General features: G+C 72.2%; 24 protein-coding genes. 13 read left to right on the forward strand and 11 right to left on the reverse strand.

Going from position 1 to position 25,375, the window contains the following annotated elements; translation table 11 throughout:
• Positions 1 to 110: 110 nt before the first annotated feature.
• The 5 genes from ACLJWH_RS29770 to ACLJWH_RS29790 form a co-directional block, all read right to left on the reverse strand.
• Positions 111 to 1,127 (reverse strand): aminoglycoside phosphotransferase family protein, encoded by a 1,017-nt coding sequence (locus tag ACLJWH_RS29770; RefSeq protein WP_411144872.1) that lies wholly within the window; start codon positions 1,125 to 1,127, stop codon positions 111 to 113.
• 152 nt (positions 1,128 to 1,279) lie between these two features.
• The gene (locus ACLJWH_RS29775; RefSeq protein ID WP_411144873.1) at positions 1,280 to 2,509 is read right to left on the reverse strand and encodes a GTP-binding protein; all 1,230 of its coding nucleotides are present in this window, start codon (positions 2,507 to 2,509) and stop codon (positions 1,280 to 1,282) included.
• Positions 2,510 to 2,515: 6 nt separating this feature from the next.
• Entirely contained in the window at positions 2,516 to 2,686 is a 171-nt protein-coding gene (rpmF, locus tag ACLJWH_RS29780; protein ID WP_052855605.1) for a 50S ribosomal protein L32, read from the reverse strand.
• A 257-nt stretch (positions 2,687 to 2,943) separates the two neighbouring features.
• Entirely contained in the window at positions 2,944 to 3,153 is a 210-nt protein-coding gene (locus tag ACLJWH_RS29785; protein ID WP_411144874.1) for a ferredoxin, read from the reverse strand.
• 108 nt (positions 3,154 to 3,261) lie between these two features.
• Complete coding sequence (locus ACLJWH_RS29790; RefSeq protein WP_411144875.1) at positions 3,262 to 4,506, reverse strand: cytochrome P450; 1,245 nt, start codon at positions 4,504 to 4,506, stop codon at positions 3,262 to 3,264.
• Positions 4,507 to 4,973: 467 nt separating this feature from the next.
• Here ACLJWH_RS29790 and ACLJWH_RS29795 point away from each other — a divergent pair, with 467 nt between their 5' ends.
• The gene (locus tag ACLJWH_RS29795) at positions 4,974 to 5,471 is read left to right on the forward strand and encodes a MarR family winged helix-turn-helix transcriptional regulator (protein WP_411144876.1); all 498 of its coding nucleotides are present in this window, start codon (positions 4,974 to 4,976) and stop codon (positions 5,469 to 5,471) included.
• A gap of 157 nt (positions 5,472 to 5,628) precedes the next feature.
• Here the strand turns inward: ACLJWH_RS29795 and ACLJWH_RS29800 are convergent, their stop codons facing one another.
• Both ACLJWH_RS29800 and ACLJWH_RS29805 read right to left on the reverse strand, forming a co-directional pair.
• The gene (locus tag ACLJWH_RS29800; RefSeq protein ID WP_411144877.1) at positions 5,629 to 6,822 is read right to left on the reverse strand and encodes an SPFH domain-containing protein; all 1,194 of its coding nucleotides are present in this window, start codon (positions 6,820 to 6,822) and stop codon (positions 5,629 to 5,631) included.
• Positions 6,823 to 6,833: 11 nt separating this feature from the next.
• Positions 6,834 to 7,085: a hypothetical protein gene (locus ACLJWH_RS29805; protein WP_411144878.1), complete on the reverse strand. Its 252-nt coding sequence runs from the start codon at positions 7,083 to 7,085 to the stop codon at positions 6,834 to 6,836.
• Positions 7,086 to 7,670: 585 nt separating this feature from the next.
• On the opposite strand from ACLJWH_RS29805, the gene ACLJWH_RS29810 reads away from it, so the two are divergent.
• The 11 genes from ACLJWH_RS29810 (at position 7,671) to ACLJWH_RS29860 (ending at position 19,771) form a co-directional block, all read left to right on the forward strand.
• Positions 7,671 to 8,900 (forward strand): beta-ketoacyl-ACP synthase 3, encoded by a 1,230-nt coding sequence (locus ACLJWH_RS29810; RefSeq protein WP_411144879.1) that lies wholly within the window; start codon positions 7,671 to 7,673, stop codon positions 8,898 to 8,900.
• Positions 8,897 to 10,126, forward strand: a complete 1,230-nt coding sequence (locus ACLJWH_RS29815) for a beta-ketoacyl-[acyl-carrier-protein] synthase family protein (protein ID WP_411144880.1) — start codon at positions 8,897 to 8,899, stop codon at positions 10,124 to 10,126. The genes ACLJWH_RS29810 and ACLJWH_RS29815 overlap by 4 nt, the downstream gene beginning before the upstream one ends.
• Before the next feature lie 141 nt (positions 10,127 to 10,267).
• Complete coding sequence (locus ACLJWH_RS29820) at positions 10,268 to 12,271, forward strand: acyl-CoA dehydrogenase (RefSeq protein WP_411144881.1); 2,004 nt, start codon at positions 10,268 to 10,270, stop codon at positions 12,269 to 12,271.
• A 23-nt stretch (positions 12,272 to 12,294) separates the two neighbouring features.
• On the forward strand, positions 12,295 to 12,459 hold the full coding sequence (locus ACLJWH_RS29825; RefSeq protein WP_411144882.1) for a hypothetical protein: 165 nt from the start codon (positions 12,295 to 12,297) through the stop codon (positions 12,457 to 12,459).
• Between the two features lie 128 nt (positions 12,460 to 12,587).
• A complete protein-coding gene (locus ACLJWH_RS29830) occupies positions 12,588 to 12,833 on the forward strand; it encodes an acyl carrier protein (protein ID WP_411144883.1) in 246 nt (81 codons plus the stop codon).
• Positions 12,830 to 14,053, forward strand: a complete 1,224-nt coding sequence (locus ACLJWH_RS29835) for a beta-ketoacyl-[acyl-carrier-protein] synthase family protein (protein ID WP_411144884.1) — start codon at positions 12,830 to 12,832, stop codon at positions 14,051 to 14,053. Before ACLJWH_RS29830 ends, ACLJWH_RS29835 begins: the two co-directional genes overlap by 4 nt.
• A gap of 127 nt (positions 14,054 to 14,180) precedes the next feature.
• Positions 14,181 to 14,873 carry a Crp/Fnr family transcriptional regulator gene (locus ACLJWH_RS29840; RefSeq protein WP_411144885.1) on the forward strand — a complete coding sequence of 231 codons (693 nt, stop codon included), beginning with the start codon at positions 14,181 to 14,183 and terminating at the stop codon, positions 14,871 to 14,873.
• A 161-nt stretch (positions 14,874 to 15,034) separates the two neighbouring features.
• Positions 15,035 to 15,997: a hypothetical protein gene (locus ACLJWH_RS29845; protein WP_411144886.1), complete on the forward strand. Its 963-nt coding sequence runs from the start codon at positions 15,035 to 15,037 to the stop codon at positions 15,995 to 15,997.
• Positions 15,994 to 18,171: a hypothetical protein gene (locus ACLJWH_RS29850; RefSeq protein WP_411144887.1), complete on the forward strand. Its 2,178-nt coding sequence runs from the start codon at positions 15,994 to 15,996 to the stop codon at positions 18,169 to 18,171. Before ACLJWH_RS29845 ends, ACLJWH_RS29850 begins: the two co-directional genes overlap by 4 nt.
• Positions 18,168 to 19,151 (forward strand): hypothetical protein, encoded by a 984-nt coding sequence (locus ACLJWH_RS29855; RefSeq protein WP_411144888.1) that lies wholly within the window; start codon positions 18,168 to 18,170, stop codon positions 19,149 to 19,151. Before ACLJWH_RS29850 ends, ACLJWH_RS29855 begins: the two co-directional genes overlap by 4 nt.
• A gap of 143 nt (positions 19,152 to 19,294) precedes the next feature.
• Complete coding sequence (locus ACLJWH_RS29860; RefSeq protein ID WP_411144889.1) at positions 19,295 to 19,771, forward strand: Pycsar system effector family protein; 477 nt, start codon at positions 19,295 to 19,297, stop codon at positions 19,769 to 19,771.
• A 120-nt stretch (positions 19,772 to 19,891) separates the two neighbouring features.
• Here ACLJWH_RS29860 and ACLJWH_RS29865 read toward each other — a convergent pair whose 3' ends face one another.
• Entirely contained in the window at positions 19,892 to 20,359 is a 468-nt protein-coding gene (locus tag ACLJWH_RS29865; protein WP_411144890.1) for a nuclear transport factor 2 family protein, read from the reverse strand.
• 140 nt (positions 20,360 to 20,499) lie between these two features.
• On the opposite strand from ACLJWH_RS29865, the gene ACLJWH_RS29870 reads away from it, so the two are divergent.
• Positions 20,500 to 21,096, forward strand: a complete 597-nt coding sequence (locus ACLJWH_RS29870; RefSeq protein WP_411144891.1) for a TetR/AcrR family transcriptional regulator — start codon at positions 20,500 to 20,502, stop codon at positions 21,094 to 21,096.
• Positions 21,097 to 21,219: 123 nt separating this feature from the next.
• Here ACLJWH_RS29870 and ACLJWH_RS29875 read toward each other — a convergent pair whose 3' ends face one another.
• From ACLJWH_RS29875 to ACLJWH_RS29885, 3 genes are all read right to left on the reverse strand, one after another.
• Positions 21,220 to 22,446 carry an SPFH domain-containing protein gene (locus ACLJWH_RS29875; protein WP_411144892.1) on the reverse strand — a complete coding sequence of 409 codons (1,227 nt, stop codon included), beginning with the start codon at positions 22,444 to 22,446 and terminating at the stop codon, positions 21,220 to 21,222.
• 63 nt (positions 22,447 to 22,509) lie between these two features.
• Positions 22,510 to 22,734: a hypothetical protein gene (locus ACLJWH_RS29880; protein ID WP_052855590.1), complete on the reverse strand. Its 225-nt coding sequence runs from the start codon at positions 22,732 to 22,734 to the stop codon at positions 22,510 to 22,512.
• 325 nt (positions 22,735 to 23,059) lie between these two features.
• The gene (locus ACLJWH_RS29885) at positions 23,060 to 25,261 is read right to left on the reverse strand and encodes an APC family permease (RefSeq protein WP_411144995.1); all 2,202 of its coding nucleotides are present in this window, start codon (positions 25,259 to 25,261) and stop codon (positions 23,060 to 23,062) included.
• Positions 25,262 to 25,375 lie beyond the last annotated feature (114 nt).

The following is a 25,375-nucleotide window of genomic DNA, read 5'->3' on the forward strand; positions in this document are numbered from 1 at the left end:
ACGGGGGACGGAGAGGCGGCGGACGGACGTGGCCGACGTCCGAACAGGGCGGGCGTACGGCGGTGGACGGTCGGCGGTCGGCCGGTGGACGGCCGGTCACCGGTAGTGCCTCAGAGCGGTGGCGCGGCGAAGAGTTCGCGCAGCGAGCGGGCGCTCTCGGCCGCGCAGACCGCGCCCACGGTGCCGGACACCCCGGGGAAGAGGCGTCCCCAGGAGCAGGCCCGGCCGATCGCCCCGAGCCGGCCGGCCAGGCTCACCGCGCGCCGCAGTTCGGCGGGCGTACGGCCGCCACCCGTCCACGGCTCCAGATAGGCGTCCCGCAGCCGCGGCAGCACCTCGGGCCCGTACCGCTCGCGGGCCGCTCGGGCGGGGACCAGCAAGCTGCCGAAGGGGTGGGCGACGGCCGCGTCACCCCAGTCGAAGAAGGTGAAACGGCCCGGCTCCGGGGCGAATACCTGACCGTCGTGCAGATCGGCATGGTCGAGGGAGTCGGCGATACCCGAGCCCGCGAGCTCCGCGCACCAGTCCACGACGCGCGGCCGCAGCTCGCGCAACGCCGTGCGGTCGCCGGGCTCCAGTACGGCGTTCGTGCCGACGAGCCGGTCGAAGGTCCCGGGGAGTGCGGCCGTACGGGCGTCGGGGACACCGAGCGCCGCGAGCTCCTCGGTGTACGGCACCAGTGCCCGCTGCATCTCGGCGTACTGGCGCAGCGGCGCTTCCCAGGCACGCGGGCCGGCGGGAGCGCGGTGGAGTACGTCCCTGAAGAGCGGGCCGCCGTCCGGGAAGAGCGACCAGCCGCGGCCGGCGTCGACGGCGAGCGGCCTCCCCACATGCCCCGGGACCCAGCGGGCCAGCGCCTCGCCCAGCCCCGCCTCGAAGGCGCTGGCGGGCGGATCGGCCTTGAACCACGCGTCACTGTGGCCCTCGACGGACATCCGCACCAGCACGGACCACGGCCGTACCCGCACCGTCCGCAGGCCCGTGACGCGCAGCCCGTGCGCCGTCAGCTCCCGCTCCGCCCACCCCAGGGCGGCCGCCCGCCACCCCGCTCGCTCCCAGGGCGTCACCGTCCCCGGGTACCGCCCCCGGTCCACACTCTCCGGAACCTCCGACGCGTCCTGCCGCATCGCGCCATCCCAGCACCGGGCCCGCCGCCTCTTCCACCGGGTTTCCGCGTGGGCGGCGGGCCACGGCTGTCCGGAACGACGGGCTGTACGACGTGGCCGCGACGGGCCGCCCGCCGCCCGCAGACCGGCGGCAGCCGCACCCGAACCGTCAACTAGCTTGCGACAGCTACCGGTTGAGCATGACTGTGCTCGTGCTCGTGTTCATGCTCGTGCGCGCAGCGGTCGTCCGTGTCGTGGACGTCCCAGGCCGGGAAGGGGTCGTCGGCGGGTGCGGGGGTGGGTTCGCCGGCCGTGAGCAGGCAGGCGGTGAGGGCGGTGCGCAGCCGTTCGGAGTGCAGGCCGGTGCCGATGAAGACCAGTTCCTGGACCTGGACCTCGTCGCCCGCCGCGGCGTCGGCGCCGTCCCCGGCCGTCATGCCCGAGGGTTCGAACCGGGCGACCGCGCCGGCCTGGGACCACAGCCCGGTGACGCCGGGGCGGCTCGCGAGCCGGAAGAAGCCCTTGGAGCGCAGGACCTCGCCGTACGCGCCGCTGTCCAGCTCCTCGGTGACGAACCGCCAGAGACGGCCCGGGTGGAAGGCGCGGTCGGCGCGGAAGACGGTGCTGGAGATGCCGTACTCCTCGGTCTCCGGCACATGGTCGCCGTTGAGTTCCCGGACCCAGCCGGGCGCCTGCTGGGCGCGTTCCAGGTCGAACCGGCGGGTGCCCAGGATCTCGGCGGGCGCCACCCGGCCGTGCGTGGCGGTGAGGATCCGCGCGGCCGGGTTGAGCCGGGTCAGCGCCGCCCGCAGCCGGACGGCGGTGTCCGTGTCGACCAGGTCGGTCTTGTTGACCACGATGACGTCGGCGAACTCGATCTGGTCCATCAGCAGATCGCTCACCGTGCGCTCGTCGTCCGCGTACTGGTCGAGGCCGCGCTCGGCCAGCCCGTCGCCGCCGGAGAGTTCGGCGTGGAAGTTCGCGGCGTCGACGACGGTGACCATGGTGTCCAGGCGCGCCAGCTCGCCGAGCGTGGTGCCGTCGTCGGCCGGGAAGGCGAAGGTGGCGGCGACCGGCATCGGCTCGGAGATGCCGCTGGACTCGATCAGCAGGTAGTCGAAGCGGCCCTCGCGGGCCAGTCGGCCGACCTCGTCCAGCAGATCGTCGCGCAGAGTGCAGCAGATGCACCCGTTGGTCATCTCGACCAGCCGCTCCTCGGTGCGGGACAGCGCCGCGCCGCCGCCGCGCACCAGCGCCGCGTCGATGTTGACCTCGCTCATGTCGTTGACGATGACGGCCACCCGCAGCCCCTCCCGGTTGCCCAGGACGTGGTTGAGCAGGGTGGTCTTGCCCGCGCCGAGGAAGCCGGAGAGCACGGTGACCGGCAGCCGGGGGTGCGCCATGACCGGTCAGTCCTCCGGGGTGATCAGGCCGAGCCGGTACGCCTTCACCAGGCGGCGCGGGACCTGGTACACGGAGCCGTCGACGGTGACGGGCACCAGCTGCGGCACGGTCGCCTTCCACTGGGCGCGACGATGCCGTGTGTTGCTGCGGGAGAGCTTGCGTTTGGGTACGGCCATGGTGGGGCCTCCTTCGGGGCGGACGGGCGCCGCCGGAGGCCAGAGGCTATATGGAAATGGGTCTCGTTTTCAAATAGTCCCGCTCGTCCGGTCGGTCCCGGGCGCCGGCCGGTCAGCCGTCCGTCCCGTGACCGGCCCCTGCGGGGCGGTCACGGGACGGGACAGGGCGACGGGGCAGCGTGACGGCTATCGGGTCCGGCCGCGTCAGCCGCGTCGGCCGTATCGGCTGCGCCGGACGTGCCTGACGTGCCGGTCCGTCACACCCGCTCCGGTGCCTGTTCCAGCAGGATCGCGGCGGCCGGGCAGATGGCCGCGGCCTCGCGCACCGCCTCGTGGAGTTCGGCGGGCGGCTGGGCATCGAGGACGACGACGATGCCGTCCTCGTCGCGCTGGTCGAAAACGTCCGGTGCCGACAGCACACAGCTTCCGGCGCCGCAGCACTTCTCCTGGTCAACGTGCACGCGCATGGCTCTTCCCATCGTGGGTCCGGCCCCCGGAGGCCGGTGGTGGAGGGATACAAGGGGCTAGGGGATGAAGGGGTGAAGCGAGGGGCGCGGGGCCCCTCGCCGGGGTGCTCACCAGGCGATCGGCAGCGAATGCACCCCGTAGATCGCCATGTCATGACGGAACGCGACGTCCTCGAAGGGGATGTCGAGCCGCAGGCCGGGCAGCCGGCGCAGCAGCGTCTCCACGGCGATCTGGAGCTCCACCCGGGCGAGCGGCTGGCCCAGGCACTGGTGGACGCCGAAGCCGAAGGCGACATGGCGGCGGGCGTCGCGGCTGACGTCGAGGGCGTCGGCCCCGGGGAAGACGGCGTCGTCGCGGTTGGCCGTGTTGATCGTGCACAGCACGCCCTCCCCGGCGGGGATCGTCTGCCCGCCGATGGTGACGTCCTCGGTGGTGACCCGGCTGACGCCGTTGTGCACGATCGTCAGATAGCGCAGCAGTTCCTCGACGGCCCCCTTGATCAGCGAGGGGTCCTCGCGCAGCTTGGCCAGCTGGGCGGGGTTGCGCAGCAGGGCGAGCGTCGACAGTGCCGTCATGTTGGCGGTGGTCTCGTGCCCGGCGATCAGCAACAGCCGCCCCATGCTGGCGACTTCCTCGAAGTCGAGCTCGCCGCGGGCGACCAGCCGGCTGACGATGCCGTCGTCCGGCTCGCGCTGCTTGGACTCTGCCAGGCGGACCAGATAGTCGAGCAGTTCGTCCGTGGCCGTACGGACCTCCTCGGGGGCCGACCGGAGGCTGAGCAGCAACCGGCTGCGCTCCTGGAAGAATTCGTGGTCCTCGTACGGGACGCCGAGCAGCAGGCAGATCACCAGGGACGGCAGCGGCAGCGCGAACTCGCTGACCAGATCGGCCGAGGTCCGGCCGTCGGTCATCCGGTCCACCAGGTCGTCCGCGAGGCGCTGCACCTCGGGACGCATCGCCTCGACCTTCTTGACCATGAAGTCGGCGGTGAGCATCCGGCGCAGCCGGGCGTGCTCCGGGTCGTCCAGGCGGATGAAGCTGGAGCTGGTGCGGGTGATCAACTCCCGCAGTCCCGCGGTGAGGAAGGGGAATCCCGGGCGGGTGGCCTCGGAGCTGAACCGCGGGTCGCCGAGTACGTCCCGTACGTCCTGGTGGCGGGTGACCAGCCAGCACGGGGAGCCGTCCCACAACGTGGCCCGGGTGACCGGCTGTTCGCGCCGGGCCTGGTCGACGGCGGGCGCCGGGTCGAAGGGGCAGCCCGCGGCCCGCGTGGCCGGGAGGGTGAGGGAGCCGGGGTGACCCGCGGTCTCCGTGCCGGTGGGTGCTGCGGCTGTGCGTTCTGCGGTCGTCATGGTGCTGGTCCTTCCACGAACGGGACACGGCTCTGCCGTGCCGAACGGTGCGGGTGGCGCCACTTCTTGGCGGTCGGCAGCCGGCGCGGGCCGCACTGCGGTGCCGCTCGCCCGGCACCGCGGCGTCCCGATACCGCGGCGTCCCGATACCGCCGGCTCACCGACGCGGGGGCCGGTGAGCCGGAGTCGCGGCCGCGGTCCCACCGACTGGTTGCCTCGGGGATCGACTTAATTACCTAACTAAAGCAAGTAAGTTATCGACACGCTAACTCACCGCGAGGTGGCGGGGAAGGGGTGTTCCGGGCCGTCCACAGGTTGGCTCAATCCTGGCGGGTGCCGCCACGTCGTCCCCGTCCGCCGGATGCCCGCCACATCCCGACCACGCGTCCCGTGCGGCCCCCGCCGGTCCTCGGGCAGTCCTCCGACGGCCCTCCGCCGGTCCGGAACAGGGCGGCTAAAGTTCCCCCATGCCGGACCCCGCGAGAGACCAGGACCCCACCGTCGCGCTGCAAAAAGTGCTGGCCACGCTGTCCTACCTCCTCACCCGCTCCCAGGCGCACGAACGCCAGGCGGCTCGGGCCGGTGTGAAAGCGGGACGCTCCGACCTGTGGCTGCTGATGGCCCTGGACGCCAACGGAGGCGTCAGCCGGGTCGGCGACCTGGCCGCCCTGCTGATGGTCGAACCCCCTCATGTGACCCGCCAGATCAGCCAGTTGGCGTCCCAGAACCTGGTCGAACGGACCCCGGACTCCCTCGACCGCCGGGCCCGCAAGGTGGCCATCACCCCGCACGGCAAGGCCGTTCTCGAACGCCTTCAACAGGCCGCTCAGGCCAACCTGCACCAGGCCCTGGAAGGTATCGACGACGAGGCCGTGGCCACCACCGTCGCCGTACTCAACCGTCTGGTGGACCACGCCCGCCGGCGCGACGCGGAGGGCCCCCGCACGCCCCAGCCGGAGGGGTGATCCGGCCCCGGGACGTATGTGATTCGGCCACCTGGTGAGCCGGACAGCCGGCGAAGTCCCCGGCCAGCAGCCGGAATCCCCCGCCGGTGGAGAAGTCCCCTCCTGGTGGAGAAGTCCCCGGCCCGGGGGCGGAATCCCGTGGGCCGGGGAGCGGGCGTCAGTCGATCTCGATGGGCCGGCCGGGTGCCTTGCGCGTACCGCCGTCCGCGTTCGCGAGGCCCGCCGGGGCGCCTGCCGGAGTGCCCGCCGGGGTACCGCCCGTGGCACCCTCCGGGGCGCCGAGGTTGCGGCGGACCGAGTCGAGGATGGTCAGGCCCTGGCCGACCAGGCCCGCGGCGATCTCGCCGAGGCCGTCGGCGCCGTTGAGCACATTGACATTGGCGCCCTGGAGGCCCGCGGAGGCTTCCTTGACGATCTGCGGCAGCTGGTCGATCAGCATCCGGTCCAGCGCGACCCGGTCGTACGAGGCCGCGGCCGCGGCCTGGATCTTCATCCGCTCCGCCTCGGCCAGCGCCAGCAGCCGGATCCGCTCGGCCTCCGCCTCGGCGGGCTTGACGACCTCGGCGACCAACTGCTGCTGGCGCAGGAGCGCCGCGCGCTCGGCGAGTTCGGTCTGCGCGGCGAGCACCTCCTGCTGGGCGTGCGCCTGCGCCAGCGGGCCGGCCTGCGCGGCCTGGGCCTGGGCGCGGTCCACCTCGGCCGAGTACTGGGCCTGCACGATGGCGGTCTGCCGGGAGTACTCGGCCTGATTGCGCGCCGCCTCCTGCTGCGCCTCGACCGACGCCTGGGTGGCCTGCGCCTGCGCGATCTGGGCCTGCCGCTGGATGGCGGCCTTGTGCGGGGCGGACATCGCGTCGATGTAGCCGGTGTCGCCGTCGTCGATCGACTGGATCTGCAACGAGTCGACGATCAGACCGATCTTCGCCATCTCGGTCTTCGACGTCTCCAGGACCTCGGTGGCGAGCTTCTGCCGCTCCGTGACGATCTCCTCGACCGTCATCGAACCGATGATGGAGCGCAGATGTCCGGCGAAGATCCGGCCGGTCAGCACCGACATCTGGTCCTGGTCGGAGAGGAAGCGCTGACCGGCGTTGACGACGCTCTCGGTGTCGTTGCCGACCTTGAAGGCGATCACGGCGCGCACCGTCAGCGCGATGCCCTGCCGGGTCACACAGGTCTCGGCGACCTCCGCCTCACACATCGCCAGGGTCAGGAAACGGACCTTGCGGAAGACCGGCAGCACGAACTTGCCGTGACCGGTCACCACACGGAACGGCGCGCCCCCCTGGCCACGCCTGCCTCCCGAGATCAGCATGGCCTCGTCCGGGGCGGGAACGCGGTAACCGAACATCCTTCGTCTCCTCAGCCGGCGTCGCCGGCAGCGCCGGGCAACGCGTCCAACGGATCGGCCCACTCGGCGACATCGACCTGGCGGGTGCCACGGGTTTCGATCACGAGTACGGTCGCCCCTACCGGGAGGGGCTCGGCGGACCAGGCGAGAAAGGTCTCGGAACCACCCCTGATCCGCACCAGGACCTCACCTGGGCCGGCCGCCCCGCGAGTGGCGATGACCAGCACTCCCTGACAGCCGACGACCGCTTCGTCCCGCACCATCGACGGCTGCCCCCCCTGCCATTTCGATCCTGTCCGATTCCGGAAAGCCGACCTTAGCGCTACGACGACCGGCGGCCTATCCTCGGGCGGTTGCGACTTGGGTCACCCGTCGGACGGCCTGCCCGGTCACCCGCCGGGACACCCGATTGGGGTACCGGCTCGGCCGCCAACTCGCCGTCCGGCGCCCGCTGTCCCAGAGCCGCCACCCCGGCCGCCGACTCCGTCTCCCACTCCCACTCGTCCGCCCGAGGCGTCACGCGTCACCGACTGCACGCGCTACCGACTCCACGCCTCACCAACTCGACGCGCAGCCACCCCGATACGTCACCAACCCGACGCCTCATCCCCTCGACGCACCCCACTGGCAGGGCACTCCGCTGGCAGGGCACCCCGCTGTCGGGCCGTACGGGGCCGCCGCCCGGTCCCGGCGGATCCGCCATCGACGGGGCGAAGCCCGGGGGATGGGCCCGGAACCTCAAGTCAGCCCGAGGTGTCACTCGTTCGGAGGAAATGGCGCAACCCCGTTGCCGGGCGGGCCGTTCGTCAGCAGGTCGTGGTGAGTCGGCCGACGGATCGGGGCAGCGGGTGGACAGGAGAGACGAGGGCGGCGGACGGAGCGCTCTGCTGGAGGCGGTGGCCGGGTGGGTGCCGGGGGCGCCGGTGCATAACGAGGCGCTGCCCGCCGGCTGGGGCGTGGACGACGCCTGGGTGCGGGCCCGGACGGGCATCGTCAGCCGGCACCGGGCCGGGCCGGACATGTCCACCGGGGACCTGGCCTACGAAGCCGCCCGGCTGCTGCCCGGACTCGCGGCGGGCCCCGGCGGCCCGGACCACCCGCCCCGCGTGGACGCCGTGGTCCTGGCCACCGCGACTCCGGACCACCTCTGCCCGGGGACGGCGCCCGCCCTGGCGGCGCGGCTGGGGCTCGGGACCGTCCCCGCGTTCGACATCGCCGCGGTGTGCAGCGGTTTCGTCTACGGACTCGCGGTCTGCCACGGGCTGGTGGTCTCCGGTCTGTACGAGCGGGTGCTGCTGGTGGGCGCGGATGTGTACTCGACCTGGCTGGACCCCGCGGACCGGTCGGCGGGTGTGGTGTTCGGCGACGGCGCGGGGGCGGCGCTGATCGCGGCGGGTCCGGCCGGGGCCCCCGGCGAGCTGCTCGCCTTCGACCTGGGCAGCGACGGCACGGCATACGACCTGATCAAGGTGGCGGGCGGCGGCGCGCGGTCCCGGGCGGCGGCCGGTGTCCCGGCCGCGGACGACGCGTACTTCCGGATGCGGGGGAGCGCGGTGTACCAGCACGCGGTCGAGCGGATGACCCACTCCTGCCGGACGCTGCTGGCGAAGGCGGGCTGGGACGCCGCCGAGGTCGATCACTTCGTCCCGCACCAGGCGAACGCCCGGATCCTGCGGTCGGTCGCCGAGCGGGTGGGTATCGGCGCGCAGCGCTGCCTGACGCATCTGGAGCGGGTGGGCAACACCGGTGCGGCGTCCATCCCGCTGGCACTGGCCGACGCGGACGGCGCGGGGCGCCTGGCGGCGGGTGACCGGGTGCTGATCACCGCGTTCGGCGGCGGGCTGACCTGGGGTTCCGCCGCGTTCCGATGGCCCGGGAAGCCCGGGGCGGCCGGGACGGGTGGGTCAACCGGTGCGCGTGGAACCACAGCCACCACAGGAATGACGGACACAGCAAGCACCACAAGCACCACAAGCACGACAGAAGCAGCAAGCAGCGAGCAGCACGACAGAAGCAGCAAGCACGACAGAAACAACAAGCACACCAAGAACGGAAATGACGAAAGGAGCAGGACATGACGCAAGCTGAGACGGGCGTCGCGGTGACGGGAATGGGGCTGGTGACCCCCGCCGGCGCGGACGAGGAGACCTTCTGGGCGGGGCTGTGCGCCGGGCGTTCCACCGCCCGCCGGCAGGACGAACTGGCCGGGCTGCCGGTGGACTTCGCCTGTGCCGTCGAGGGGCTGGATCTGGACGAGGCCGTGGGCGGGCGCTCGGTGTGGCGGATGGCGCGGTTCGTGAAGCTGGCGCTGATCGCCGCCCGGCAGGCGGTGGCGGACGCCGGACTCTCGCCGGCGGACTGGGACGGCGGGCGGGTGGGGGTGGTGCTCGGCGTCGGCGTCGGCGGGGTCTCCGTACTCATCGACGGCGCACGGAAGCTGGACGCCCAGGGACCGGACGCGGTCTCCCCGCTGCTGGTGCCGATGATGATCCCCAACGCGGCCGCGGGAGAGGTCGCCATCGCGCTCGGCGCGCGCGGCCCCAGCCTGGCGCCCGCCACCGCCTGCGCCTCGGGGGCCGGCGCGATCGCCCTGGGCCGGGACCTGCTGGCCACCGGGCAGTGCGATGTGGTGGTGGCCGGCGGTGCCGAAGCGGTGCTGACGCCGCTGGTGGTGACGGCGTTCGCGCGGATGGGGGCGCTGTCCCGGCGGACGGCGGACCCGGCCGGGGCGTCGCGGCCGTTCGCCGCGGACCGGGACGGGTTCGTCATCGGCGAGGGCGCCGCCGTGGTCGTACTGGAGCGGACCGCCGACGTCCGGGCCCGCGGCGGGCGGCCGCGCGCGCTGCTCGCCGGGACGGGGTCCACCACGGACGCCTACCACCCCACCGCGCCCGACCCGAAGGGCACCGCCGCCCAGGCCGCGGTGGCGGCGGCGGTGCACCAGGCGGGCTGGCGGCCCGACGAGGTCGGGCACGTCAACGCGCACGGCACCTCGACCCCGCTCAACGACGCCATGGAGGCCGGGCTGATCTCCCGGCTCTTTCCGCACCGCCCGCCGGTCACCGCGCCCAAGGGCGTGGTCGGGCACACGCTCGCGGCGGCCGGGGCGATCGAGGCGGTGGCGACCGTGCTGACCTTGGAGCGCGGGGTCATCCCGCCGATCGCCAACCTCGACGCGCTGCCGTTCGACTACGACCTCGACTGCGTCACCAAGGAGCCGCGTGTGCAGCAGACCGAGACCGCCGTCAGCCATTCGTTCGGCTTCGGCGGACACAATGTCGCGCTGGCCTTCCAACGGGCCTGAGTCCGGCCGCAACCGGGCCCCGGGCGGGGCCGGCGGACGCGCTCACCGGCGGTCGGCGAGGGTCTCCGATCGGAGATCTGATCGAGGGACCGTGAGGAGTGTCCTCGCCGTCCCTTGGTCGTTCCTCCCGGCGTGACCTTAATGACCAAAAGTAACTCGGTGGCGGTGCCCACGGCCCGCAGGTTGACGAGTGTGCTGTTCGGTGACGACTTCGCCACGGAGCACGAACCCTGGCAGCGGCTGATCGCAACAGAATCGTTCCGCCGCATGCCGGGCGGCTCTTCCGAGGACCGGCTCACGCTCGTGTACCGGCGGCTCAGAGCCCTCAACGACGCGCTCGACAACGGTGCGCGACTGGCCGCCGACCCCCGCGCGCTGGCGGCGCTGCACGAGTGGTTCGGCCCGGTCGACCCGGCCCTGACCACCGTCGCGGGCATCCACTACAACCTCTTCCTCGGCAGCCTCCTCGACCACGGACCGGGCCCCGCCGCCCACGCCGGCCACCCCGGTCCCGGCCTCCCGCCCGGCTCCGACGGCGGGGGCGGCCGGGACCTGACCGACTTCCTGACGATGCGGCAGGTGGGCACCTTCCTGTGTACGGAGGTCGCGCACGGCAACGACGCGACGGCCCTGGAGACCACGGCCACCTACGACGCCGGACGGGACGGGTTCGTGCTGCACACGCCGAACGCCGGGGCGCAGAAGTTCATGCCCAACACCAGCCCGGCCGGCGGCCCCAAGTCCGGTGTGGTGGCGGCCCGGCTGCTCGTCGACGGCACCGACCAGGGGGCGTTCCTCTTCCTGACGCCGCTGACCGACGGGACCCGGGCCCTGCCGGGCGTACGGGTGCGCAGACTGCCGGCGCGGCTGGGCAGCCCGGTCGACCACTGCCTGACCTCGTTCGACCGGGTCTTCGTGGGGCGCGACGCGCTGCTGGCGGGCGACCAGGGACGGCTGGGCGCCGACGGGGAGTTCCGCAGCGGCCTCGGCAACCGCCGCCGCCGCTTCCTGCTGTCGATCGGCCGGGTCACCCCGGGCAAACTCTGTATGAGCGCCTCGGCCGTCGGTGGCGCCCGCGCGGCGCTCGCCATCGCCGTCCGCTACGGCGGGCACCGCCACATCTCCGGGGCCTGGGCCACGCAGCGGGTGCCGGTGTCCGCGCACCGCAGCCACCACGGGCCGCTCGCCGGGGCGCTGGCCACCGTCTTCGCGATGAGCCTGCTGCACCGCAGGGCCCTCGCCCGGTGGGAGGCGCACACCGCGGCGGACCGGGACGACGCGGAGCGGCTGGTGGCCATCGCCAAGGGGTGGATCACCTGGCGGGCCCGGGACATCATCATCGAGTGCCGCGAACGCTGCGGTGCGCAGGGGCTGTTGGAGAACAACGGCATCAGCCGCCTGGTGACCGCCATCGAGGGCACCATCACCGCGGAGGGCGACAACATCGCCGTACAGGCCAAGGCGGCCGCCGCGATGCTCTTCGGCGCCACGCCGCCGCCGGCCCCCCCGGCCGCCCGTCCGGCGCCCGGCGATCTCGCCGACACCCGTTTCCTCGGCCGGCTGGCGGCGGCCGTCGAACGCATCTGGTTCGTCCGCGCTCAGCAGCGGATGCGCCAGGCGCCGGGCGGTGACCCGCTGGCGCGGTGGAACGCGGCGTCCGGGCCCGCGCTGCGCGCCGTCGAGGCGTACGCGTACCGGCAGGCCGCCGAGGCGTTCGCCGGGGCGGTGGCCGGTCTGCTCGCCGGGCCGGCCCGCGACCTCCTGCACGCCATGGAACGGCTCTTCGCCCTCCAGTGGCTCGACCGCAACACCGGCGACCTCCTGGCCGCCGGTCATCTCACCGCCGCCCAGGTCGAGTTACTCCCCGAGGCCATCGAGCAGCTGATCGGCGAAGTGGCCGGGCACGCCCCCACGGTGGTCGAGTCGTTCGCGCTGCCCGAAGAGCTGCTGGCCGGCTGGCCGATCACGCAGCCGGGGTACGTCGACGCGTACGACGACCCGGAGGCGGCGTGGCACACGGAGGCCGGTGCGGCTGACACACCGGCGCTGCCGGGTGCACCGGGCGCGTCCGACGTGGCCGGTGTGTCCGACGTGACCCGGGTGTCCGGCCGGGGCGGTGCGGCGCATTCACGGGGGGCGCGATGAGGGGCGCGAGGGGCGCCTGCCGCATGTACGAGGCAGCGGCGGGAGCCGGCGTGCGCGCCGTGCTGCTGGCGTACTGGGGCACCACGTACGCCGTCGTGCACTGGCTGGGGAAGCCGTGCGGGCGGGCCACCGGTCCGGGGCGCCGCGCCCCGGGGACAGCCGCGCCCACAGGGCACCGCATCCCGTAACCGGCGGATCCGAATCCAGTTATCCGGAATATACGGAATGTCCTGGCGTGTCGGGCATCCGGGCTCCGGCCGAAGTTATTCAACTTTCCATATATATCTACGAAGGCCACGAGAGGACAAGGGACGTCATGAACACGCTCCACCCCAAGATCGCCGAGGTGCTCACCCAGACCTTCAAGGTGCCCGCGGAGGACATCCGCCCGGACTCCACGATGGACAGCCTGGAGATGGACTCCCTGGCCGTCGCCGAGTTCGCCGTCATCATCAAGGAGCACCTGGGCGTCGACGCGGACGCCGACAAGCTCTACAAGGACGCCACGCTCGCCGAGATCAGCGCGTTCATCGGCGGCGCCGCGATGAGCGGCAGCCGATGACCAGGCCCGCCATCGCCGTCACCGGCCTCGGGATGATCACCCCGGCCGGCCATGACACCGCCGCCACCTGGGCGGGGGTGTGCGCCGGCCGCTCCCTCGCCCGTACCGTTCCCGAACTCCGCGGCAGCGCCGTCGACTTCGCCTGCACGGTCGACGGTATCGACCTCGACGACGCGGTCGGCGGCCGGTCGGCGTTCCGGATGGGGCGCTACGTCAAGCTCGCGCTGCTCGCCGCGCGGGAGGCCGTCGCCGACGCCGGGCTCGACCCCGCGACCTGGGACGGCACCCGGGTCGCGGTCGTCGTCGGAACCAGCAGCGGCGGGGCCGTGGGCCTGGCCGACCAGGCCGTACGGCTGGACCGGCGCGGGCCCGAGGCCACCTCACCGCATGCCGTGCTGCTCACCATCCCGAACATGCCGGCCGCCGAGATCGCCATCGAGATGCGCGCCACCGGGCCCAGCATGGCGCCGTGCACGGCGTGCTCGTCCGGGGTGACGGCGCTGTCCGTGGCGCGTGATCTGCTGGCCGCCGGACAGTGCGACATCGCCGTGGCCGGGGCCACCGAGGCGATCGTGGTGCCGGTCGTCATGACCGGTTTCGGCCGGTCCGGTGCGGCGGCCCGCGCGGACGGCGACCCGGCGCTGCTGTCCCGGCCGTTCGCCGCCGACCGGGCGGGGCTGGTCATGGGCGAAGGCGCCGCGATCATGGTGCTGGAACGCGAGGCCGACGCCCGGTCCCGCGGCGCCGCCCCGCGCGCGCTGATCGCGGGCACCGGTGCCACCACCGACGCCCACCACCCCACCAGCCCGCACCCCTCCGGCGCCATCGCCGAGGCGGCGGTCCGGGCGGCGCTGCGCGACGCGGGCTGGCAGGCCGCCGACGTCGGACACGTCAACGCGCACGGCACCTCCACACCGCTCAACGACGCCACCGAGGCCGCCCTGATCAGCCGGGTCTACCCGCACGGCCCGCCGGTCACCGCCCCCAAGGGCGTACTGGGCCACTGCATGGGCGCGGCCGGTGCCATCGAGGCCGGGCTGACCGTCCTGACCCTCCAGCACGGCGTCGTACCGCCCATCGCCAACCTCGACGCCCCGGCCCCCGGGTTCGACATCAACTGCGTCACCAAGCTGCCGCTGTCCCACCCCGTCGAACGCGCCATCAGTCACTCCTTCGGCTTCGGCGGGCACAACGCGGTACTGGCGCTGCGGCGGGCGTGAATCGCCGGCCACACCGGGGCCGACGTCCATGAACAGCCCCTGGGAACCACGGCTGCACGCACTTACGGCGGTGCCTGTTCATCCGGTTTCTCTGCGCGGCCGACGGAGTCTTTTCTAGGGTCACGGTATGAGTGACCACGTGGGTGGAACGGCGGACCCGGCCGGCCGGACGTTGCGTGGCTTTGTGGGGGAGGCGGTCTGGGCCGACCTGCTGGAGCCCGCCGTCGAGCGTCGGCACCAGGCCGGGGACGTGCTGTTGCGGCAGGACGAACCCGGTACGCATGTGCTGGCCGTGCTCAGCGGAGTGGTCAAGGTGATCCGGCGCGAGCGGAACGGCGAGCTCACCCTGCTGGCATTCCGCGGCCCCGGCGAACTCCTCGGCGAAATCGCGGTGTTGGACGACGGGGTGCGGCTGGCGAGTGTCGAGGCGCTGTCGCACTGCGCTGTCGCCGTCCTGAGCAAGGCTCAGTTCACCCGTTTCGCTGCCGGGCATGACCTGTTCCCCGTGCTGCTGCGCTACGCCTTCACCCGGCTGCGGGAGTCGGACCAGGCGCGCGGGGGCGGCGACGCGCTGGCCCGGCTGGCAGCGGCCCTGGTGCGGTTGGCCGATATCTCGGGCCATGCCGCACACCGCGCCGACCAGCCACTGGAACTGGCCCTGACACGTCATGAGCTGGCCCAGCATCTGCGGACGTCCCGCAACACGATCAGCGCGAAGCTCGCGGAACTGGGGCCCGAGCAGGTCCAGACCCGGCGGATGGGCATTGTGATCACCGATCTGCGCGCGCTGCGCCGCACAGCGGAGGCCCTCGGCGGGTGATGCCGGCACCGCCGGATGTGGTGCGCGTCACGCCGTATCTGCACTGAGAAGGCACACGGGAAGGCGCGCTCACGCGAATCTCAGGTGACCGGTTCGGCAGCCCCGACGCCGAACCGGTCACCGCACGGCACCCTGTCCGCGAACTCCGCAAAGGAATCCCGATGTCCGAGTCCCGCCAGCCGCTGCCCGAGGTCACCGCCGGTCCCCACACCGCCAGCCGTCGGCTTCCTCCGTACCGGGGCATCGTCGCCGTCGATGCCAAGGACTTCACCGGCTATCCGGCGATCGAGCACGGAGCGATCAGCCGCCTCATTCCGCAGCTCCTTCAGGAGTCCTTCCAGCGCGCCGAACTCGGCTATGTGTGGGCAGACCGGCGATTCCCCAACTCGACCGGGGACGGCTATGTCTTCGGATTCGATCCGGCGGCAATGCCTTTCGTCATCCACCCATGGCTGGGAACCCTGCAAAACGTACTCACCGAATTCAATGTGAACTCCACGGGTGCGGTACGTATCCGGCTGCGGGTGAGCCTGCACATCGGCCCGCTGCCGGATTCGGGAGAGGAGTACGACGGCAACGGAACGGCGCGCAACGACACCCATCGGCTGCTGGACTCCCGGCCCGTCAAGGCCATTCTGGCGTCTTCCAGCGAGAACATCACCCAGGTGGCCGCCATCCTCTCCGACCGTTGCTATCAGGACGCGGTGGCCGGCGGATATGTCGGACGGCACAGCGACTACTTCATCGAGGTCCCCGCCACCGTCGAGGGCAAACGATTCGAGCAACGGGCCTGGCTGCACGTGCCCGCCCCGTCCGGTGGGCTGTACGACCGACGCATCCTCGGCGAGCAGGTGGCCGACGGCCCGCACACCTCCGATGCGCACGACGGCAAGTCCGCGGCCGGCGATGCACCGGCCAACGGCGACAGTCCTGCGCGCGGGGAATCCGGCCGATCGGTCGCGGTGACACATGTCGACGGGGGAATCGTCAACACCGGGAAGGTCGAAGGCGGTCAGAATCTCAACAGGTTCGCGGGTGATTACGTCGGCGGCAGCAAGGCCGGCACCGTGTACGGCAACCAGGGTGACATCGTCCATGGCAACAAGGGCGGTAGCGGACGGTGAGTGCCGAACGCGATTCCTCGTCCGACGCGGCGCCGGACGAGGGCGAACCGGAGTCCGCTCCACAAGAGGTGGCCGACGGTCTGGACGACGAATCCGTCGCCGACCTCCTGGACGACCCACTGGGCGCCGGCCGGCCGAGTCAGCTGTGGTACGCGCCCGGTGCGGTGATCAACACGGGCTCCTTGCGCGGCGGCCAGCACCTGTACAGCCATGGTGCTCCGGGTGACCCGGGGACCCGGCACGTGGAATCCCACGAGGGCCCCATCTCCCCGGAGGAACTGCTGAACGCGGGGGCGGGGTTTGTGGCGCCCGACTGCTTCCCGGCGGGTCTCGCGGCACTCGACACCCGCCTTCTCTTCCTGGCCGGGGAGCCGGGAACCGGTCGACGTACGACCGCACTGAACCTGCTGCGGCGACACAGGGGCGGCAGCATGGCCCTGCGCGCGGTCGACAGCGACGTGGACCTCTCCTCGTGGCGGCCCACGCCCGGCGAAGCCCGCGGCTATCTCGTCGACGGCATCCCCGCCCGGCACACGCTGAAGGCCGGCGTCATCAACAATCTGCGGCACCGGCTGGCCGACGCGGAAGCCCGCATGGTGATCATCCTGCCGGATGACCCCGGACTGATCCGTGACCTCGAACGTGATCTCCACCTGTCCCCGGTGCGGTGCGACCCTCCGCCGCCGCGCCAGGTCTTCGACGCCCGTCTCGCGGATACGGTCCCTGGTCCGGATGAGCGGAACCGGCTGCTGGCGAACCTGGAGCCCGGCCTGCTCGACGAGTTGCTGGTCCCCGGACTGGTCCCCGCGCAGGTCGCGGAACTCGTGGCAGTCGTGGCCGGGACCGCTGACGGCGGAGCGGACGCCTCCGACATCCGGCAGCGGCTCAGCTTCCTCGCGGAGGAAGAGGTACCGGACCTGCTCAAGAAGCTGCTCGACGATCACGATGGTCTCGCCTTCCTCCTGGCGAGCTGCGTCTTCGAGGGTCTCGACCACCGGACCGTCAGGGAGGAGGCGGAGCGGTTGCTGGAGCTGGCGGACGGCAGACTGCACGCCGTTCGCCAAGGACGGGATGAGGGGCAAGGCGCGGGGCAGGAGGAGAAGACCCGGCCCAATCCGGAGTTCGTCTTCCGGCGGTCCATGGACGACCTGCTGCGGACGGTGCGCGCGCACTGCGCCCCCAAGGAGATCCGGTCGGGCGCCCGCTTCAACTATGCGGTGGAACCCGTCCGGTTCACCCGGCAGGGGCAGGCGGAGGCGGTACTGAAGTATGTCTGGCGCGAGTACGGACAGCTGTCCGGACTGCTGACGGACTGGCTGTCGAAGGTCCGGTCCGAGAGCGAACTGACCCAGCCCGTGGGCCGTGTCATGGGCTTGGCGGCGACCTGGGGTGGCGGCCGTAGTGCGCTCCGGCACATCCGTGAGCTCGCCGAGTCCGATCTGGCGACGAGCCGTGCGATCGCCGCCTACGCGCTGGGGATGGCGGCGGAAGACTCCGTCCTGGCAGGCGAGGTCAAGTACCGCCTCGGTGAATGGAGCCAGTTGCAGAGCTGGCAGCTGCGCTGGACGGTGGCTCAGGCATGTGGCACCGACTTCGGGGCCTCCCGGCCGGACCGGGCGCTGCAACTGCTGCGCCGGCTGACGCGGGGTTCGGACGAGGGGCACGAGATCGTCGTGGGGAGCGCTGTACGCCGGGCCCTGCTGGCGCTGTTCCGGGAAGGTCATCAGATCTCCGTCTTCCGGCATCTGTCCGCCTGGGTCGATGACGAGAGCGTCGGCGCCGACTTCTCGCTTCGGATGCTGCCGGCCCTGTTGCACACGGACCCCGCGTGGTTCGGCGAACAGCTTGTCTCGGAAGACGAGTTCGCGGTGCGGATCGTCGATCTGGTCCGCCGGATGCTGAACGACGACGAGCTGTTCGACCCGACGATGAACGCGGTGATCTTCTGGTGCCGCATGGTCGCCTGGGACGAGCGGCAGCGGCCCGCCGTGGAGATTCTGCTGAGCGCCCTGGCGGCGGATATGGAGCACGGCGTCCTGCGCCTGTTCGTCGAGATCGACCGGCACGAGGACATCCGCTTGGCCGGGAAGGGCATCGCGCGCCAGGCGCTGGACTCCTGGCGGAACGACACGCCGCTGCACGACAGCATCCGTCAGCCCTGGAGGACGTCATGACGACCGAGAGCACCGAGCCCGCCTACACCCTCGCCACGCACGCTCCATGGCGGGAGATCCTGCGCCAGCGCTGGTCCGGCCGGCGGGACCGCGCCCTGGTGCTGAGGGGGCGGGACGGCCGTCACCACGTCCTGTGGCCCCGGCGTCGGCACAGCGTCGAACAGGCTTCCTTCTCCGCCGGATACGGGGATGATGACCAGGTCACCGTCGTGAGAGAGACGGTGACCGCCCTCCGCCTGCGGGGCGACCACGAGTGTGCGTTCCACGTCCCGCTCGCCGAACATCAGGCGACCCGGGCCGTCCGCCTGCCCGACGAGTACGGACCCGAACCGGTCAATGTGCGGGTGCTGTGGTGGGTCCACGATCCGGCGCAGGTCGTCCGCACCCAGACCGGCTACGGCTGGGACGCGGTACGCAAGGACTTGGACCGGCGCCTGCGGGAACTGGAGCACGCCTATGCCTCCGCTCAGCAGCCGCTGCGTGCCGCGGACGTGGCGCAGCAGCTGGCCCTGCCCCAAGAGCTGCCGGAATGCGGGCTCACCTATCGCGTCACGGACGTTCGCGCCCGGGATGCGGACGGTGAACTGTTGCTGGTCCCGTCCGCCGGCGGAGGGTTCCCGGATGTGTGGAACGCCAACCGCAGGGAGGAGTACGACTTCTGCCTCCAGGCGGTCCGCAGCGGGCCGGCATCGCTCGCGGCCCTGTGGCTCATGCTCCACCCCAATCAGGTCCCGGACGTACTGACCTGGGTGGCAGGCAACCAGAGTCTGGTCCGGGAAGAGCCCAACTGGCAGGACGAGATGGCCGGTCTGCTGGGCAAGCTCACGGAGCAGGAGCAACTGGAGCTCTCCAAGATCCTCCGGGACCGGCTCGTCTCCCTCGGCCGGCGAGTGCCCACTCAGAAGGCGTCACCCGTCGGTGCGACCGGCCCCGGGGGCCATGGCCGGCCGGCCGGTGCACCGAACGGACGGCCCGTATGACCTCCCTACCCCGGAGTCGGTCCGTCCCCGGTGGGCCGTGCCACCCCCGCTCTTACCGGCAGCTGCACCGCACGGTCCGGGACCACCGGCGCCGGGTCGCCGGGCCCGCCGTCGGCACACCGCGGGCGGAGACGGTGGCCGCCATGGAGCGGTTCATGGCGGCCAATGGCGCCGAGATCGTCCGCGCGGACACCAAAGCGGCCGTCTTGCTGGGCTTCATGGGAGCGATGCTCGGCACCTTCATGACGCTGACCCGGGCCGCGGCCGTCGGAGCGCCGCACACGTCCCGGCTGACGACGGCGCTCTGGTGGAGCGCGGTAACGCTCACCTTGCTGGCCATCGTCAGTCTCCTGTGCGCCCTCACGCCCCGACGACGCCGGGGCAGGCAGCCCACCCCGGCCGCGCCCGGCTATTTCGAGGACCTCGCACCCAGACCGGACAGTGAGCCGCTGAACCGGGCCTTCGAGCGGATCGCCCACGACCCGACCGGACCGCTGCTCTCCTCTCTGCAAAGAACCAGCGAGATCATCCGCGCGAAGTACCGCTGGATCGAGACGAGCATCGTCCTGCTGCTGGCCGCTCTCCCCGCGGTGACGGCGGTGTTGCGGATGACTGCCTGAGGGGACTTCGGCGCTCCCGGGCAGGGGTGTGGCCGGCCCCTCCGGGCCGGACGGTCACCCCCGCCGCCGGGCGCCGGCCCGGGAGTACGGGCAGCGGCGCCAACGTCGCGTCGCGCCCCGTCAGCGGACCGGGATCGGGGCTCCCTTCTCGGCGGGCGGGCGGGGGCCGAGGATGCGTCGGTCCGCGGCGGTGATGGGGAGGTCGTTGATGCATGCCTCCCGGCGGTGCATCAGTCCGTCGGCGGAGAACTCCCACAGTTCGTTGCCGTAGCTGCGCCACCACTGGCCACTCGCGTCGTGGCACTCGTACTGGAAGCGCACCGCGATCCGGTTGCCGCCGAACGTCCAGAGTTCCTTGCGCAGCGCGTAGTCCAGCTCCCGGTCCCACTTCTCGCGGAGGAAGGCGATGATCTGCGCCCGGCCGGTGACGAAGATGTCCCGGTTCCGCCAGACCGAGTCCTCGGTGTAGGCGAGTGCGACGCGTTCGGGGTCGCGGGTGTTCCAGGCGTCTTCCGCGGCCTGGACCTTCTGGAGTGCGGTCCGCTCGTCGAACGGCGGGAGGGGCGGTCTGGCGGGCGTGGGGGACATGGCGGGCTCCTTCTCGGGTGGGTGGTTCTGGTGGGTGGTTGCGTCGGACAGTCCATGGAGAACGGTCGTTCTCCATGGTGTCGGCTAGTGTAGAGAACGGTCGTTCTCGGAGGAAGGGGAGGGGGGACGTGGGAGGTGCGATGGACCACGAAGAGGCCCGTTCGCGGATACTCGACGCCGCGGAGGAGCTGTTCTACGGCCGGGGTATCCAGGCCGTCGGGATGGATGAACTCCGGGCCGCCGCCGGGGTGTCGCTCAAGCGGCTGTACCAGTGCTTCCCCGCCAAGCACGACCTGGTGGAGGCGTATCTGCGCCGCCGCGACGCGCGCTGGCGGGCCGAGCTGGCCGAGCATGTCAGCAGGCACGCCGCCACCGCCGAGGACCGGCCGCTGGCGGTGTTCGACTGGCTGCGGACGTGGTTCGCCGACCCGGGGTTCCGGGGTTGCGCGTTCATCAACTCGTTCGGCGAGCTGGGTCCCGTCTCGGACGGGGTGACCGGCGTCGCCCGCCACCACAAGCAGGCCGTCCACGCCTATGTGACCGGTCTCGTCAGTGCACTGCCGGTCGGTGATCCGGCGCTGCTGGCCGGGCAGTTGGTGCTGCTCATGGACGGTGCGATCACCACCGCGGCGGTGTCCGGTGAGCCGGCCGCCGCCGAGTACGCCCGGACGGCGGCCGAAGCTCTCGTGGCGGCCGCGAGGGCGGGCGGGCCGGGGGCGGCGGCCGGACCGGGCTGAGGCGGCGGGGCCCGGCCGGGGCGGCGGGACCCCGGGCGGGTACGTGCCGACGCCGGGCGGGCCGCTGCCCAGGTGCGGTCCGCCGTCACCGTCGGCCGCCGTGGCCGGAGTCCGGCGTGGCGGTCAGGAGCCGGACGCCGGGCGGTCCTGGGGCAGTTTCGTCAGGCGTGGGGGCTGCGGTGCCGACCTGTTCGCGAGCGGGCTGCCGGTGTCCGTCCCCTTCTTGAGGGTGTCGAGGATGGCCAGGCCCTGGCCGACGATGCCGGAGGCGATCTCGTTCATACCGTCGGTGCCGTTCAGGACGGTCAGGTGCGAGCTGGAGATCCCCTTGGCCGCGGCCTCCGCGAGCGCCGGGAGGTTCTCGACGGTGCGGTTGGCGGCGATCAGCTCCTGATTGCCGTCCCGCAGCGAGGCCGCGAGGACGTTGTTCGCGTCGGCCCGCGCCTGGGCGACGGCCCGCTCGGTGTACGCACGGGCGTCCGCCTCGAACTGGACCTGGTCACGCTGCGCCTCCGCCAGGGTGCGCTGCCGGTACGCCTCGGCGTCCGCCGGGCGGCGCACCTCGGCCTCCAGCCGCTGGGCGGCGAGCGCTGCCTGCCGCTCGGCCAGCGCGGTCTGCTCCTCGATGACCTCCTGGGACGCCCTGGCCTGGGACAGCGGACCGGCCTGCGCGGCACGGGCGTTGTACTGCTCGGTCTCGGCGAGGAACCCGGCCTTCTTGATCGCGGTGTCCCGCTCGTACTCGGCCTTGAGCGCCGCTGCCTGCTGTTCGCGTTCGGCGGCTTCCTGGTCGGCCTTGGCCTGCGCGATACGGGCCGCGCTGGCGACGGCCGCGGCGTGCGGGGCGGCGAGGTTGGTGATGTAGCCGGAGACATCGCCGATCTCCTGGATCTGCAAGGCGTCCACCACGATGCCCAGCTTCTCCATCTCGGAGTGGCTGCCCTCCTTGACCTCCTGGGCGACCCGGTCGCGCTCCCGGATGATCTGCTCGACGGTCAGTCCGCCGACGATCGACCGGAGATGACCGGCGAAGATCCGGCCCACCAGCTCCTCCATGCTGGTCTGCTCGTCCAGGAAGCGGCGGGCGGCGTTGGAGATGGAGGTCTGGTCGTCACCGACCTTGAAGACGGCGACGGCCCGGACCCCGAGCCGGATGCCCTGCTGGGTGACGCACTCCTCGGCTATCTCCGACTCCCGCAGCGAGAGGGAGAGCAGGCTCGCCTTCTGCTTGACGGGCATCACCCAGCAGCCGTGGCCCGTGACGATACGGAACTGTGCGTCTCCGGTCCGGCGTTTCGAGCCGGCGATGAGTAGCGCCTGGTTCGGCGCGGGAACGTGCCAGAACAACATGGGAAAGCTCCTGGTCCGATACGACCGGCCTCGGTTTCCGAGCGGGGACGGCAGGGGGAAGGGTCACGTGGTGGGCAGGGGCTCGACGATCACCGACCGCGCCGAGGTGCGGTCGGTGACGATGACCTGCGTATGCCGGGCGATGGGCCGGTCGGACCAGGCCGCGTACGCCTCGGTCCCGCCGCGTACGGGCAGCAGCACCTCGCCCGGCCCGTCGGACGGGATCGAGACGGTCACCCGCCCGATCACTCCGACCGGGCTGAAGTCCGCGTCATCCGTCGCGCTCACGCGAACTTTCCGTTCCTGAACGAAGCCGCGCGGGGGAGGTACGGAGGGTGGTCCCGCAGGCCGTCGAGGCGGGGGTGGGGTGTCCAGCCGTTCCATCCATGACGCGAACCTGTCCCCGGTACGGAGTGGCCGTCCGGCGTTGTCGCTCATCAAAAGACGCCGTCGGCCCGAAGCCGACGAGCGAGAAAATCTCTCCTTTTCACGGTACTCCGGCGCGGCAACGGCGCATGGTTTCACGTGGAACATCGGCCGCGCAGGGCAGGGCTGCGCACGGAAGGGCCGCGCAGGGCAGGGCCCCCGAACGCCCGGCCGCACGGGCGCGCGGCTACACATGGAACGGGACGGTGGTGACGACGATCTTCGGCAGCGGGCGCAACGCGTGCCGTAGCCGGGCGGCGGTCCTGCTGTGCAGGACGCGGTGCCACCAGTGCCTCGGCACGATCTCCGGGAGGATCACGGTCAGGGTGAGATCGGGGCGCTGCCGGTGCAGCGCCTCGATGTAGTGCACCAGCGGCGCCACGATCGCACGATACGGGGAGACCACGACCTCCAGCGGCAGATGATCGCCCCACAGCGACCAGTAGCCGCGGAAGCGTTCGGCCTCCTCCTCGGCGGGGCTGACATGGAGTGCGAGGACAGGCTGCTGGAGCGAGGCCGCGTACGCCAGTGCCCGCATCGCGGCGAGGTCCAGCGACGCGACCGGGACGACCGAGAGATGGCGGATCTCCTCGGGCGTCTCCTCGCTCTCCTCCGCCGCCGCTGCCCGTCGTGCCTCTTCCGGCGCTTCCGGCGGTGTCTCCGCCGCGCGCGTCGCGTCGGGGGCCGGGGACGCGGGGTGCCGGAGTGCGGGGGCCGGCCGGGTGGGCAGCTCGATGGCGCGCGGGTGCAGCCGCAGCGCCCGGCCGACGGTGTCGTAGTGGTGCCGGATGCGCATCGTCACCAGCAGGAACAGTCCGACGGCGAGTACCGCGACCCAGGCGCCCGAGGTGAACTTGGTGATCCCCGCGGTGATGAAGACGAGGGCCGACAGCAGGCCGCCGGTGGCGTTGAAGAACAGGCTCTTGCGCCAGTGCCGGTCCCGCAGACGCCACCAGTGGACCACCATCCCGGCCTGCGACAGCGCGAAGGCCAGGAAGACGCCGACCGCGTACAGCGGGATCAGCGCGCCGGTCATCCCGCTGAACGCCACATAGACCACCATCGCCGCGACCGACAGCAGGATGATCCCGTTGCTGAACGCGAGGCGGTCGCCCAGCCGCAGGAAGATCCGCGGGGCGTGGTCGTCGCGCGCCAGCAGATAGAGCACGCGGGGAAAGTCGTTGTAGGCGGTGTTCGCCGCGAGCAGCAGCACCGCCGCCGTGGCCGCCTGGGTGAAGATGTACAGCGCGCCCGATCCGAAGCTGCGGTGGGCGAGCTGGGAGAGCACGGTCTCCCGGGAGTTGGGCACCACACCGTCGAGCTGGACCATGGCGATGGTGCCCGCGAACAGCGCGATGAGCAGCAGGACCATCCAGGTCAGTGTCGTACGGGCGTTGCGCCAGGCCACGGGTTTGAACGCCGGTACCGCATTGGAGATCGCCTCGATACCGGTCATCGCCGTCGCACCGGAGGAGAACGCGCGCATCGCCAGCAGCACACCGACACTCTCGGTGGCGTTCAGCGGCGGGGCCGCGGCCGGCTGGAACCCGCGGCCGGCGGCGTCGAAGAGGCCGACGGCGATGAGTGCGGACATCGCGATGATGAACGCGTAGGTCGGCGCGGCGAAGAGCGAGCCGGCCTGCCGGATGCCGCGCAGGTTGCCGGCGAGCAGCGCGGCGATCACGACGACGCCGATCGGCACGGCGGCGTCGGCCAGCGAGGGAATCGCCGAGGTGATGGCCGCCACCCCGGAGGCGATCGAGACGGCGACCGTGAGGATGTAGTCGGTCATCAGGCCGGCCGCGGCGATCAGCCCCGGTACCCGTCCCAGGTTGTCCCCGGCGACGATGTACGAACCGCCGCCGTGCGGGTACGCGCGGATCGTCTGCCGGTACGAGACGCCGACGGCCAGCATCAGGAAGGCGATCGTCGCCGCGATCGGCACCGAGTAGCTCAGCCCGGCGGCGCCGCCCAGGACGAGGATGGCGAGCATGGCCTCGGGGCCGTAGGCGACGGAGGAGAGCGCGTCGGCGGACAGTACCGGCAGCGCCACCAGTTTGCGCATCCGCTCCTGCGCGAGCGCGGTGCTCTTCAGCGCGGCGCCGAGCACCACCCGCCGGACGCGGTAGCCGAAGCGGCCCAGCCGGCCGTCGGGCAGTTCCGCCGCCGCCTCCGCCTCGATCGCCGGCGGCTGCCCGCTGAGCGGGGTGATGCTGACCAGGCGGCCGATACGGGCCGGCCGGATCTCCGCGGGTGCGGGGAAGACGCCCAGGTCGGGGTCGACCGGTAGGGCGCGGCGGCGCACTCCGGGGTCGCCCGACACCCGCCCCCATTCGTGCCCCACCCGGCGCAGCACCGCCAGCTGCTCGTCATCGAGTCCCGGCAACAGGGCGGCCGGGCTGGGTGCTCCGCTCGTGCTGCCGCTTTCGCCCTGGTTTCGATGCGTATCCGACACATGGCTCAGTGTCACTCACGGCGGGGCGTCGGCGCGGCACCCCGCAGT

Source organism: Streptomyces sp. x-80, from assembly GCF_046549095.1.
Taxonomy (GTDB): Bacteria; Actinomycetota; Actinomycetes; order Streptomycetales; family Streptomycetaceae; genus Streptomyces; species Streptomyces celluloflavus.